The organism is Alteromonas sp. ABV2_168 (assembly GCF_056161165.1).
The window spans coordinates 247,679-261,096 of sequence record NZ_JBSWYQ010000001.1 but is presented as its reverse complement, the minus strand read 5'-3'; the positions used below and the strand labels follow the sequence as shown (position 1 = coordinate 261,096).

The following is a 13,418-nucleotide window of genomic DNA, read 5'->3' as shown; positions in this document are numbered from 1 at the left end:
CGCTCTCTTTGCACGCTTTCCGGACAACAGGATAAGATCACACCGTTTTCATGGCGGCGATGAAATCTGCAAGGCGCGCCACTGCGCTCAGCGACTCTTCAGGATCGATATTGGCTGCCGGATTACCAAAGTCGTGATCACCACCCGCCTGCACCAGTAAGCCGTCGCGCCGCGGATAAACAGATACATGCTTATTGAAATACTGAATGCCGTACTTCACTTCCGGCTGCGGGATCAGCTTACAGGTTTGTCCCCGGACCGGCGTGATACTGTCATCACCCAACAGGGCTTTGGCACCGAAACCTGTGCAATTTACCAGCGTATTCTCATCGAAGTTGGCAAAGTCTGACGGGCTGGTCAGTTCCCGCGTCACAATTTCACCGCCATTTTGAATAAATTCGCTCATCAGTACCCGTGAATACTCGCTGATATTAAACATCAGTAACGGGTAACGACGAACGTAAGGCACCGGGAACGGATTCATATGCGCCGGGATATCCCAAGACTGAGGCGTGATATCTCCAATGAGATCCCGTTCAAAAGTCGGATACGCAGGCTCACCTTTCGCCTCGTAGTGCCCCGTTTCTGAAAATGGCGTATCTGAAGCACGGAATATAGTCGTCCATTCCACCGGCGTACCTGTAAGCCCTAATAAGGTCTGATACCGACGAAAGGAAATTCTTGCCATCATTTCCCATTTTTGTGCAAACGAATCCGCATGGGCTAAATCAACAATGCGGGAGTCCGGCGACCAGATCCCCGTTGCAAATGACGAGCGCACATAAGGCGGACGTTCTTTGGCGTAGATTTTAACCTTGTAGCCCGCGCGCTGACATTGGATTGCGGTGGTTAAGCCAATCGCACCACAGCCGATAACCGCAACTTCCTTGTTCATTGCCTCAGCGACCAGTGATTCCGCCAGTACAGCAGTCCCCCAGGACAGCGACCAGCCACTGCCGCCGTGCCCGTAGTTATGAACAATCGACTTTGCACCCGCCTTTTCAAGCTCGATTCTCGGTCCCTGAGCGCGGAATGGCCGGGTACACACATTCATAGTGATAATGCGGTCAGGACGGGCTTCAATGCGCTTAAGTGGTGGCATTTGTACCGGTAAGCCGGTGTGTAATTTACCTGATGAAGATTGGGAGGACGAAACACATGCGCCAAGCGCAACACTTGATGCTAAACCCGCAGATCCCTGTAGAAAACGTCTTCTTTGCATAGCTGCTCCAAATTAACGTGTCCCGGGGAAAGATTGATAATAAATTGAAATATATCTGAATTTCAGAGCATGCTGTTCTTTGCCAGCTTAAATGCCAGCATATCTCTTTGATTAAATAACATGCAATACTTTTGCCCTGAATGTCCGGTAAATGACGATAATCAGAGCATTAAACTGCGTCTCCGCCAGACGCAATGATTGCGCACCTTAAGCTTATTGCCGGCAGTGGAAATCAAAACCGGTAACCGTTCAATACGATTTCCCGCGAAAATACACGCTCAATCAAGGCCTTCTGTTTGTCCGTATATATCTCCCGGTAATCCGGTTTGCTCTGCCGGACTATCCTGCCGGCGTTAGTAATCACGCCCCTTCTGAAAGGCACACCCAGAGCGGCAAACAGATCCGCCAGTTCATCTTCCAGGTTTTCATAATGCAACACTCTGTCGACCAGCACATTCCCGGAACGGTCACAGTAGCTGGGGTAGTTAAAACAATATTCTTCCCGTGACAGGTAATCTTCAAAATCGCCCGGCGGATTGCGGTAATGCCTGCAGGTATTGTAGTGCGAAACCGTTTTCTCCCAGGGATTTCTCTCTACACAGAACGTCGTGTATTCCCGCCAGATTTCCGGATTAACCCTGGCTTTAATCTCCGCTGCCGTAGAGTGATTCCGGAAAGGACGTTTCCCAAGCCAGTCCAGCACAGCCTGTACTTTGCCAGCGTACCCGGCAGCTCCCAACTCAGACCGGATATCCCAGCGACGCTTATAATTCCGCGGCCGGAGGCCCGGTTCAGGCGGAAAGACCGGCGTAAACACATCGCAGCAATCACACAAAGAGGATAAATAAGTTTCAATACTTCTCCCAGCCGTCCTGCGGGTTTTGATAAAGATAAAGCGGTACTTGTGAGAAATGATCATCTCGCCCCCTGCCAGTTCTGAACAATGTCACGGTGTTATTTCATTGACCGCTATTCAGCGCAGGAATCTCAGGACTTACGCGTTTCTTACAATATTCACGGGAAGTTGATGGGAAAAGTGAGCTGGGGATGGGTTTACAGCGTGTTTCTGATGGCTGTAAGACAAAGTGTGCCCCGAAAGCGGTTAAGTCTCTTCCGTTTCCAAACCGTCTGCCGCAGGGACGCGGCTGCCGAGCTCCCATGGATAAGTTTAAAGCGTGTTTGTTAACAACCTAAACGCGCAGGGCGAAGGGCTGCTTTCATTCGGAACCGTCTGCCGCAGGGATGCGGCAGCCGAGCCCACATGGATGTGTTTACGGCGTGTTCCGAAGGAAAGCAGCCCTTCGCACGAAAGCGTTTAGTCGTCGCCGAATTCGCGGATGATGGTGTTGATGGTGTCTTTGGCGTCACCCAGTACCATTCTTGTGTTGTCTTTGAAGAACAGCGGGTTGTCGACGCCGGCAAAGCCAGCGTTGGCTGAACGTTTCAGTACAAACACAGTTTTTGCGCGATAAGCTTCGATTACCGGCATGCCGTAAATCGGGCTGCCTTTCATCTCTTTCGCAGCAGGGTTTACTACGTCATTAGCACCAATAACAATCGCTACGTCGTAGTTTTCCATACGCGGATTCACATCATCCATTTCATACAGCTGATCGTAAGGCACATCCGCTTCTGCCAGCAGTACGTTCATGTGACCAGGCATCCGGCCCGCCACAGGGTGAATAGCGTATTCCACCGTACAGCCGTTTTCTTCCAGCAAGGTTTGCAGTTCACGTACCGCGTGTTGCGCCTGAGCAACCGCCATACCATAACCCGGAATCACCAGCACAGCCTGAGCCGCTTCTAATACATAGAATGCATCCTGCGCCGCCATGATTTTCACTTCGCCTTCGATTTTCTCTGCCGCTTCCACAGGCTTAGAGAAGCCTGACAGCAGTACATTCATTAGCGAGCGGTTCATCGCCTTACACATGATGTTAGTGAGGATCAGACCCGATGCACCAACCAGCAGACCGGTAACAATCAGAATCGTGTTGCCCACGGCCAGACCAGCCGCAGATGCTGCCACACCCGAGTAGCTGTTTAACAATGCAATCACCACCGGCATGTCGGCACCACCAATTGAAATGGTCGCCAGTACACCAAAGCTTAGCGCCAGTGCGATAGTCACGTACAACCACATCAGATTTGTCGGATCGGTAACGAACAAATAACCTACCACCACAAAGCCAATCAGATGAGCAATACTGAGTTCACGCAAACCGGTGAAAATAACCGCTTTGGCGCCCATACGGCCAGACAGCTTGCCCCAGGCAATCACCGAGCCGGAGAACGTAACACCACCGATCAGAATCGTGAGGATCACCGTAATCAGCACAAAGTGCGTGGCCCCCATGAAGCCAAACGTGGCCAGCTGGCTGATGGTCGCCCAGCCCAGCAACAGCGATGCCAGACCACCGAAGCCGTTAAATAACGACACCATTTCCGGCATTTGCGTCATTTCTACCGACTTTGCTTTCCAGGCACCATAAGCGCCGCCAATCACAAAGCCCAGTAATATCCAGTGGTACGAAATGATTTGGTGATCAAGCAGTGTCACCACCACCGCCACCAGCATACCCACCGCAGACACCAGGTTACCTTTTCTGGCAGTAGAAGGATGACTCAGTAATTTAAGTCCGGTAATAAACAGTCCGGCAGCCAGTACGTAAGCCAGATTGATAATCAATGCTACAGATTCCATCTCCCTGACCCCTTACTTCTTGTCTTTCTTTTTAAACATGCCAAGCATGCGGTCGGTTACCAGGTAACCCCCCACCACGTTAATGCTTGCCAGTGCCACCGCAGCGGTACCCAGCACAGTGGTAAGCACGTCGTTATCTGCACCGGAAGCCACCAGCGCGCCAACCAGGGTAATACCTGAAATTGCGTTAGAGCCCGACATCAGCGGCGTATGCAACGTAGCCGGTACTTTACGGATAAGCTCGAAGCCTAAAAATGCCGCCAGCAGCACAATAAAAATCAAATAGATATTTTCCATGATCAGGCCCCCTGATAAGCGTTTTTAAGCATGTCGTTGGTGATTTGCCCGTCGTGGGTGATCACGCAGCCTGCCAGGATCTCATCCTCAAGATTAAGGTTGAATTGCTTCGATTCATCATCAAAAAATTCATCCAGCAGGTTGTACACATTGTTGGCATACATGTCGGTGGCATCTTTCGCCACAGCCTGACTCCAGTTGCCGGTACCAATAACAGTGACACCGTTCACGGTCACCACTTTACCGGCTTCAGAGCCTTCCACGTTGCCACCGGATGTGGCAGCCATATCGACAACCACGCTACCCGGACGCATCAGCGCAAGGGTATCTTTGCTGATCAACTGCGGCGGACGGCGTCCGAACAACTGCGCTGTGGTAATCACAATGTCAGAATCAGCAATGGCATCGCGCTGGGCATCCTGCTGCTTCTGCTTTTGTTCTTCAGTGAGCTCTTTGGCATAGCCGTCTTTCGTCTGGCCGGTTTCACCCAAATCAATTTTCAGGAACTTACCGCCCAGCGACTCAACCTGCTCGGCTACCACCGGGCGCGTATCGTATGCCAGTACGTTGGCACCTAAGCGCTTTGCAGTTGCAATGGCCTGCAGACCGGCAACGCCGGCACCGATAATGTAAACTTTCGCCGGCTTGATGGTGCCCGAAGGCGTCATCATCATTGGCAGAATGCCCGGCAGATGCGTAGCAGCCTGCATCACCATGACATAGCCAGCCAGACTCGCCTGCGAACTCAGCGCATCCATTTTCTGGGCGCGGGAAGAACGCGGGATCATTTCTACCGACAAAGTGGTCAGTTTTTTCGCCGCCAGTGATTCCACTAATTCCTGCTGGAAAAAGGGGTCAATGTGTCCAATCACCAGGGCAGACGGTTTCAGTCGGGCGTATACCGCTTCGACAGGACGATTCACGCACAATAACGCATCCGTTTCCTCAAGCGCAGCGCCGGCATCTTCAACCACCATAGCACCAGCTTCAGTAAACTCTGTGTCCGCATAACCTGACAGAACACCAGCGCCCTGTTGCATGACCACGGTCATACCTCGCTTCACCATTCGCTTCACACTGGATGGCGAAACCGCACATCGCTTCTCTGTGTAACCTTGTTGTTCGAGTCCTTCATTTAATATCAGTACTTTCAATGTGTTCTCCTCAGGCACGGGATACTGAGACTCATGATCCGAACACATGCGTGCTCGCATTGTTAATTTATAATTTTTATTGTTAACCAAATCTAATATCTATTGCCACCGGTGGCAATATGCATATTTATATCAAAAAGGAATATACAAGGGGTCAGTTAGCGCTGAATGTTTAGCCAAACTTCCCTGTATATTTAGAAATTTTAAACACACTATCGAATGAAAAATTTGAGCTTAAAGAACGGAAAATTATTAAATACAATAAGTTATGCTATATAAAAATTTGACTATATCTAAGTCTATGATGTGAACAGACTATTTATGATCCTGCCAATAAGTGAAATGATTGACGAGATAATGCTCATTCACAGAATCAATAAAAGCATTCAATTGTGGAACTTTTAAACAGGGAAAATGACACGAAACAGATCAGAGGAGAATAAAAAACAACCAACTGTCAAACAAAATGCACACCTGTGGTTCAGCATTTTGCTCATGAATGGTGCGTCTGCAATTATTATGTGATAGCGACTGAGGGAATGGATAGTCTTCCGGTTCGGGAAGACCTTGAATTGAAATCAGCTGCGGTACAAGGTTTTGATCAGGTGATAGCCGAACTTTGTTTTTACCGGTCCGTGCACTTTAAGCACTTCTTTTTTAAACACTACGTCATCAAATTGTTTCACCATCTGTCCGCGGCGAAATTCACCCAAATCTCCGCCCCGCTTTCCCGACGGACACGTTGAGTGTTTCTTTGCCAGTGTGGCGAAATCTTTGCCTTTCTTCAGTTGTTCAAGAATGGAAAGGGCTTCTTTTTCGGTCTTAACCAGAATATGAAGAGCAGATGCGGTAGCCATAACAGATGTTCTTATAAAAAGTGATGCAGAGAATTATAACGAAAGCGGGGCGAAAAAGGCATTTCTGCACACAATGCCCTATCATCATATTTTGTTATAGAATTACAGAAAGACGATGGTGATGACGGCACGAGTGGACGTTACGGGGTGGGAGAAGAAAAAATATGTCTGAATTGTTGGTCAGGCGGGTCGTTGCAATACTATTAATGCTCATATCACATTCCGCTGCTGCTGAGTCCTTTTCTGTGGGCATTGTTCCGCAGCACTCGCCGAAAAAGCTCGCTGAGGCGTGGCAACCTTTGCTCAGCTATATCGGATCTGAGACCGGACACACTTTTCACTTTGAAACCGCGAAAGATATTCCGACATTTGAAAAAGCACTGTCAGAAGGCAAATACGACATTGCTTACATGAACCCTTATCACTTTGTCGTTTTTCAGAAAAATCCCGGTTACCGCGCGCTGGTCCGCCAGAAAGATCAAACCATTCAGGGCATCATCGTTGTGCCGCGTGACAGTCCTTTTACACAATTGTCTGATCTTAATGGCACCAAAATCGCCTTTCCGGCCCCTGCCGCTTTTGCCGCCAGTATTATTCCCCGTGCGACCATGCAAAAAGAAGGTATCAACTTTACACCCGTTTATGTGCATTCCCATGATTCCGTCTATCTGAATGTAAAGAGGGGATTCTTTAAGGCCGGAGGCGGGATTTTCCGGTCTCTGCAAGCCACAGACGGCGACGTTAAAGAGAACCTGAAAGTGCTCTGGTCAAGCCCGGCCTATACGCCACATGCCATAGCGACGCATCCCCGGCTGTCAGAGGAAGTTCGCGGACAACTACTGAATGTTCTCACAACCATGACGCCAGGCGGAAAAGGCAATGACGCATTAAACAGTCTCAAAATGAAAGGATTCTCGGAAGCATTTTCTGCAGACTGGGATGACGTCCGGGCGCTGAACATAGACTTACTGCAGCAAGAGAACCCGTAGTTCCTATGCGAATATCATTAAAATTAAAAACAATACTGGGTGTGGCCTTAATAGAGGCAACATTGCTCGCACTGCTGCTGACGACAACCTTTAACCTGCTGACCAACCTGGTTAACGATGCGGTGGTAAAGCGCGCGAGTACAACGGCTAACCTGTTTTATTCAACAACTAAAAACGCATTTTTGTCATTCGATCTGGCCGGCATTGAGGCTGATGTCAACGAACTGCTTACTGATTCCGACATTCATTACGTCAAAATAACTGATACCTCCGGCAGAGTCTTCGCATCAGGTGGCAACGAACAATCACTGAACGCAGACTTTCAGGCCGATACGTCTGTCAGCCTGGCCAGTGACGGGATTTACGATATCCGCCGCCCGATCATGGTTGATGATACCTTGTACGGTTATATTGATCTTGGAATTGATATTGCGGCGGTGAAAGCGTCGCTGAGCGACATTCAGCAGTGGGCTTATACCATCGCAGTCATTGAAATGGTTCTTGTTGCGCTGTTTTCCTATTTTCTCGGAAGTTATCTGACTAAGCAGATCAACATTCTTCAACAGGGTGCCCGCAGGCTCATTCAGGCTTCAAAAGAAAACAAATATGAAGATATTAAAGTAAATGTGCGTACCAACGATGAGCTCGAAGAATTGGCAACAGTATTCAATCATTTAATCTCGCACCTTGAAGAAGAACATATCCGCAGAGCCGAAGCGGAAAATGCTATACATAACCTGAATCAGTCTCTGGAATACAGAGTCCGCGAACGCACCAATGAATTAAACAGAAAAAATGAAGAGCTGTCACAGTCAAACAAATCGCTGAAAGAAACCCAGCAGCAGTTACTTCAGGCAGAAAAGATGTCGTCAGTGGGTCAGCTTGCTGCCGGTGTAGCTCACGAAATCAATAATCCTGTGGGATTTGTCAGCAGTAATCTCGACACGCTGAAAGAGTATTTAGCCAGTTTTGAAATACTCTACAGAGATCTGATGGAAGTCACACAAGCACCTGCCAATGAAGTTGCACTGGAAAAGTTAGCTGCATTGAAGAATTCTCAGGCTTACCAGTCAATGGATTTCATAAGCAATGACGTTTCCCATCTCATCAAAGAATCTGAACACGGTTTACAGAGAGTGGAAGAAATTGTCAGCAGCCTTAAACAATTTTCCAGAATCGACACGGATCAGAAGCAACTTTTTGATTTGAATAACTGTGTGAAAACCACATTAGCGCTGGTGAACAATAAGCTCAAATATGCCTGCGATGTAGACATTAATTACGACCAATTGCCCCGCGTTATGATGAACGTTGGCAAAATTTCTCAGGTTATTACCAACCTGCTGATTAACGCCGCGCAGGCAATTGAAGAAACCGGGCGGCGAGGTAAGCTGGAAGTGCGCACCAGAGCAAACAGCAACGGCACCGTAGAACTTATCGTCCGTGACAATGGCTGCGGGATTTCAGACGAAAACTTGCAGAAGATATTCAATCCTTTCTTCACCACCAAAGACGAAGATACGGGTACTGGCCTGGGCCTTTCCATTTCGTATGAAATTGCGAGAGAGCACGAAGGAATGCTCAGCGTTGAAAGCGAGCTCTATACCGGTACTGAATTTACGCTGACCTTACCTGTTTACGGCGCAGCATAAAGCAGGAGCGCTCCGGCAGGGTTCACGGAATAACCGTGGCAACTTCCTCACAGCCGGGATGATCTGAACTCAGGTGAAAACAGGTATCTGAATTCACCTGAACGCCCTCATCAATCAGTGGATCAAGTACATCCCTGCTGACGTACCAAGCATAACTTCTAAATCGCCGGATTCAGAGCGTCGGGCACGCAGCGCACCTTTGCCTGCTCTGCCGTTCAATTTCGGACCGGACCAGACAATATTGCCATTAGTTGCGATGCTGCGCAGAACAGAATGAGAGCTGTACCAACTGCTGTCATCGCCGGTTACCACCAGAATGTTAGACGGGGTAACAGGGTCCACAATCATACCGGTGATCTCAAACGGGAAGTTGTATTCCCCCACCAGTTCCACACCACTGTCTGAAAATGCCAGCATGTTCATTTCCTCGTCGTTACCACCGGAACAAACAAACTGACGGCTGTTTTCACCGCCGGTAAACAGTACCTGCGGACATTCAATGTCATACGAGCTGCCGGTGATAAATGCATTACTTCCCAGCGTCAGCAACTGTACCTGTTGGTAACCGCTGGTCACGACCAGATTCAGTACATCATCAATAAATACCGCATCAAAATCACTGACTCCCTGAGGGCTGGTATACGATGCCACCAGCAGCTGATTCTGAATGTCAACAACCTTAATCGCCGACCCGTCCTGATAGACCGCATCCTCATAGCCGTCGCCGTTGACGTCTATGGCCATTATCTTGCCGATAGTGCTGTCGTAGTCACCGTCAATGGAATACTGAACTGACATATCGCTTAACTGCACCGCACCGAATGCGCCGTCATACAGGGAAGTCAGAGGCAGGAAAATATCCCCCGCGCCATCGTTATTGAAATCAGTTGTCACCGCCTGAGTACTGTGGTCCCAGTTAGTAGACAGCTCTTCACCCACAGTTATGGTGCCATCGCCGGTGAGCGTAACGATAACGGAGCCGTCATAACCGCTTTCAGTACTGGGCACAAAGAACACGGCGCGCTCATCACCGGAAGTGATTTCAGACCAGCCCGCAGCATAGAAATGGTCAAGCTGAACACCGGTGGTATTTTCTTTTACCGTTGCGCCACCGGCAGTGTAGTCCGCAGTGATCAGGCGGTCTGCACCGGAACTACTGGTGCCCGAACCCCATAAGATTTCCGCACTGCCGTCGTTGTCGATATCACCCATGGTAAGCGATGAGGAACCATGGTCCTGCAGCCCGACTTGCCATACAGTATCCAGCTGATTACTGCCGTTAAGAGTGTACGCAGTTACATTGCCCCACTGACAATCACTCACCACGATCTCATCTGTCGCATCATCGTAGAGATTGTATGCATGCATATCGCAGGTATCGTCAAGCGACAATGACGCCAGCTGAGATTTATCAACAGCGGAATACACGTAAAGCGCATCCCAGGCACCGGCACCAATGATCTCATCGATACCATTCCCGTTGAGGTCGCCAACTGTAACAAATGAACTACCAAATCCGGAGCCGAAAAACCATTCATTCGCACCAGTGGTCAGGTCGTACACCAGACCGGTGTTCATAATCAGCTCTACATTACTGTCGGCATCCACGTTACCGGCAGCGATTGTCTGGAAGCTGTTAGTGCTGAAGCTGAGTGTTGTAACCAACTCACTTCCCAACTCACTCACAAAAATGGTTGTTTCACTGGCGTCGTAATCCGCATTCTTAACAGAATAAATCAGTTCATTCACACCGTCGTTGTCGGTATCAGCCAGTAACGCTTCACTGAAATAATCGTCGGTTTCCAGTAAAACCCGTGCATCTTTGGTTAAATCATCAATCAGCCAGAAGGTTTTTTCAGTGATAACTAAAATTTCAGGTGTACCGTCCTGGTCCATATCTGCGGGCAATACCTGCTGAATATTCTGTTCATCAGACAGCGCGTAGGGATATGCCCATTTCTGTTGATATTTACCATCAACCAGCGTCAGTAAAAATACCCGTGAGCCATTGTCTGTTCCCAACAATTCATTGCTACCGTCGCCATCAAAATCGGCCACCCACTGGGAATTATTCCGGTGAGGCACTTCTACGCCGGAACGGAACAACGGCTGCGCTTCATCAGCGTTCACCGTCACATCAAAGTATTCCTCAATGGTGTCATTCGGGTTCTGACTGTTGCTCACACCGAAGGAATACACCATCTGACTGAAAAGCTGATTGTCCGGTACAACCCAGGTCACAGTACCATCCGAAGCTAACGTTGCTCCCTCCGGTGCGCTCGCCAGTGCCGCCAGGTTTTCATTACCAGGTACATCTGCATCGGTCAGTGATAATGAGAAAGTAATGGTATCGCCAGCACGGATGTTTTCCGGCACATTACTAACCGTAACAACCGCAGGAGTATCTTCCACATAGATGCTGATGGGATAGGATTCCACCGTGTTGATTGAGTCAGACACCACCATGGACACTTCAAGCCACTGATCAACCGTCACTGAGTATGCGGGCAGGGTGTTACCGTGAACGCCTTCAAGCAACCTGCCGTTCAGATACCAGTTGTAACTGACCGTCAGATCTTCATCCGGGGTATCGAGGTCATAATAGTTACCGGGCAGCACAACAATTTCCTGTGCCACAGACAGCCCTTCAGAATTTTGCAGATAAGGCGACTCTACATAGGGTGTTAAAGAGATTTCAGTGAGATTATATAAATCAGTATCACTTACCGGTGTTGTAACGAAGCCGTATACACTTTCAAAGTACTTACCGGCATCCGCCTCGCCGTCATTATCGAGATCCTGCGTGTACATCACCATACCCTGCAAGAACTTCAGCTGTGCTTCACCGTCGTTGAACACAACGGTACTGCCGTAAAAGTACGGCATATCCAGCTCGTCAGTATCCAGCGACACATCTACATAACCTTCAGACCCCACACTGACACGGCCTTCAATCCTGAGTTCTGGCGACTCCCAGTCATCTTTGGTGGTCATGCTGGCATCAATCAGATAGCTTTCATCGCCAACCGTAGCACTCACGTATTGCTCACTGACCGACGTCGTCACACCGGTTTGCATTGAAAATGAATCACTGAAGGTGATCAGGCCTGACATAGACACCGGGACGTCGTCTTCCCAGTTAAGATTGGAGAAATACAGGGTGTATTCCATTTTGCTGTCGGTGACGACATCAATAGAAACCGCCGCCACTCCGGACAACGCAAAGCTGTTGTAGTAAGACTGACAGTCACTGAAATCCATGGACAACTTACCGGTACCGTTATCATCAAACTTACCGGTATATTTCACAGTGCCGCTTTCATCACACTGAAGAGTACTGTTAATTGAACCGTCACTGCTGAGTTCATTTTCAATATCATGTTCACCGATATCGGGCACGGTGAGAATATTGTCGTCAAACAATACACTGTACACATGCTGAGCCAGGGCAATATCTATTTCTGCCTTGGCGGACTCACCACTATAACGGGTATCAGCCTGCGTTTTTGCAGCTGTGGTTAACTGTGATTTGGAATGAGATTGTGCGTCAGAAATGATCTGTACAGGGGTTTTTGAAGGCGTTTGTGTGCCACCGCCGGAAGTACTGTCAGAGCCACCGCCGCCTCCGCATGCAGACACAGCCAGCGCCAACGCAGAAAGAGAAAAGACACGTACAACGTTATTCATGTTTTCATCCTTGAACTTTAGATACTACAACTACAAAGTTCGGCTAATTTAGCGTCTTTTATTTGGACGGTCGAGAAAAATGTAAAGGATGTGTCAAGACTTAATCTTTCGACTAATAAGCCGCTATCTCTCGCTAAGTAGCTCGTATTTCTCTATAAATGTTGCTAATCCAATGCTGGGACCTGCCAATGAACTTGGCGCCATGCATTCTGCTCAGCGAGGCCAGCGATATGCCTATCACCATTTACTACAATCGGCGTATGCGCAAATTCAAGTAGCGATCTGTCGTTAATAGAATCGCTGTAGGCATAAGTCAGCGACGAGCCCGTCAGGCCATGTTGAGAGAGCCATTTTTGTAAGCATGTGAGTTTACCCGCTCTGTAACTAAGCGGTTCAATCAACATACTTTGAATTTGTTGGTGTTGAATGTGTACGTTTAAACCGATGACATGTTCTATGCCAAGCATTGCAGCAATGGGGTGAACAATAAGTGAAGGACTTGCAGAAATAAGTAAAACCGTATCCCCCGCCTTCCGGTGATGTGAAACCCGCGCGACGCCTTCAGGAAAGAGTCGCTGTCGAATGGAGGTTTCAGCAAATTCTATGGCGAGGTCATTAATGTCTGACACCAACATCCCTTTGATGGGCATTACCCAATGACGCATGTATTCATGCATGTCCATGCGACCTGAGTCGTAGTTTTTCATAATTGCAGCGCAACTTAATTCGGCTTCAACTGCTCCTGGAAATGTCTTTTCCCGCAAAAATATCAACCATTCCTGCGCACAATCAGCGTCGATGAGCGTGCCATCTAAATCAAATACGACTATTTCAGACTGGGGCATATTGGATCCGA

10 protein-coding genes are annotated in these 13,418 nt (G+C 48.6%); 2 read left to right on the top strand and 8 right to left on the bottom strand.

Features of this window, described 5'->3' with window-relative positions:
- Positions 1 to 37 precede the first annotated feature (37 nt).
- The 6 genes from ACXAH4_RS01235 to ppiC all read right to left on the bottom strand — a co-directional run bounded on the left by ACXAH4_RS01235 (position 38) and on the right by ppiC (position 6,234).
- Entirely contained in the window at positions 38 to 1,222 is a 1,185-nt protein-coding gene (locus ACXAH4_RS01235; protein ID WP_474880355.1) for an FAD-dependent oxidoreductase, read from the bottom strand.
- Positions 1,223 to 1,454: 232 nt separating this feature from the next.
- The gene (locus ACXAH4_RS01230; RefSeq protein WP_474880353.1) at positions 1,455 to 2,141 is read right to left on the bottom strand and encodes a hypothetical protein; all 687 of its coding nucleotides are present in this window, start codon (positions 2,139 to 2,141) and stop codon (positions 1,455 to 1,457) included.
- A 396-nt stretch (positions 2,142 to 2,537) separates the two neighbouring features.
- Positions 2,538 to 3,926 (bottom strand): NAD(P)(+) transhydrogenase (Re/Si-specific) subunit beta, encoded by a 1,389-nt coding sequence (locus ACXAH4_RS01225; RefSeq protein WP_119503052.1) that lies wholly within the window; start codon positions 3,924 to 3,926, stop codon positions 2,538 to 2,540.
- Between the two features lie 12 nt (positions 3,927 to 3,938).
- On the bottom strand, positions 3,939 to 4,223 hold the full coding sequence (locus ACXAH4_RS01220) for an NAD(P) transhydrogenase subunit alpha part 2 (RefSeq protein WP_119503053.1): 285 nt from the start codon (positions 4,221 to 4,223) through the stop codon (positions 3,939 to 3,941).
- A gap of 2 nt (positions 4,224 to 4,225) precedes the next feature.
- Positions 4,226 to 5,377 carry an NAD(P) transhydrogenase subunit alpha gene (locus ACXAH4_RS01215; protein ID WP_474848547.1) on the bottom strand — a complete coding sequence of 384 codons (1,152 nt, stop codon included), beginning with the start codon at positions 5,375 to 5,377 and terminating at the stop codon, positions 4,226 to 4,228.
- Positions 5,378 to 5,955: 578 nt separating this feature from the next.
- Positions 5,956 to 6,234, bottom strand: a complete 279-nt coding sequence (gene ppiC, locus ACXAH4_RS01210) for a peptidylprolyl isomerase PpiC (RefSeq protein WP_070123477.1) — start codon at positions 6,232 to 6,234, stop codon at positions 5,956 to 5,958.
- 164 nt (positions 6,235 to 6,398) lie between these two features.
- Between ppiC and ACXAH4_RS01205 the strand changes: the two genes are divergently transcribed.
- Positions 6,399 to 7,223: a phosphate/phosphite/phosphonate ABC transporter substrate-binding protein gene (locus ACXAH4_RS01205; protein ID WP_474848549.1), complete on the top strand. Its 825-nt coding sequence runs from the start codon at positions 6,399 to 6,401 to the stop codon at positions 7,221 to 7,223.
- 5 nt (positions 7,224 to 7,228) lie between these two features.
- Positions 7,229 to 8,875: a sensor histidine kinase gene (locus ACXAH4_RS01200; protein ID WP_474880351.1), complete on the top strand. Its 1,647-nt coding sequence runs from the start codon at positions 7,229 to 7,231 to the stop codon at positions 8,873 to 8,875.
- A 114-nt stretch (positions 8,876 to 8,989) separates the two neighbouring features.
- Here ACXAH4_RS01200 and ACXAH4_RS01195 read toward each other — a convergent pair whose 3' ends face one another.
- Positions 8,990 to 12,562 (bottom strand): FG-GAP-like repeat-containing protein, encoded by a 3,573-nt coding sequence (locus tag ACXAH4_RS01195; RefSeq protein ID WP_474848553.1) that lies wholly within the window; start codon positions 12,560 to 12,562, stop codon positions 8,990 to 8,992.
- A gap of 164 nt (positions 12,563 to 12,726) precedes the next feature.
- Entirely contained in the window at positions 12,727 to 13,407 is a 681-nt protein-coding gene (locus ACXAH4_RS01190; protein WP_474848555.1) for an HAD family hydrolase, read from the bottom strand.
- Positions 13,408 to 13,418: the final 11 nt, after the last annotated feature.

Bases quoted from the DNA above. Each gene is read 5' to 3' on its own strand.
- ACXAH4_RS01235 (WP_474880355.1), bottom strand. From the start codon at position 1,222: ATGCAAAGAAGACGTTTTCTACAGGGATCTGCGGGTTTAGCATCAAGT.
- ACXAH4_RS01230 (WP_474880353.1), bottom strand. From the start codon at position 2,141: ATGATCATTTCTCACAAGTACCGCTTTATCTTTATCAAAACCCGCAGG.
- ACXAH4_RS01225 (WP_119503052.1), bottom strand. From the start codon at position 3,926: ATGGAATCTGTAGCATTGATTATCAATCTGGCTTACGTACTGGCTGCC.
- ACXAH4_RS01220 (WP_119503053.1), bottom strand. From the start codon at position 4,223: ATGGAAAATATCTATTTGATTTTTATTGTGCTGCTGGCGGCATTTTTA.
- ppiC (WP_070123477.1), bottom strand. From the start codon at position 6,234: ATGGCTACCGCATCTGCTCTTCATATTCTGGTTAAGACCGAAAAAGAA.
- ACXAH4_RS01205 (WP_474848549.1), top strand. From the start codon at position 6,399: ATGTCTGAATTGTTGGTCAGGCGGGTCGTTGCAATACTATTAATGCTC.
- ACXAH4_RS01200 (WP_474880351.1), top strand. From the start codon at position 7,229: ATGCGAATATCATTAAAATTAAAAACAATACTGGGTGTGGCCTTAATA.
- ACXAH4_RS01195 (WP_474848553.1), bottom strand. From the start codon at position 12,562: ATGAATAACGTTGTACGTGTCTTTTCTCTTTCTGCGTTGGCGCTGGCT.
- ACXAH4_RS01190 (WP_474848555.1), bottom strand. From the start codon at position 13,407: ATGCCCCAGTCTGAAATAGTCGTATTTGATTTAGATGGCACGCTCATC.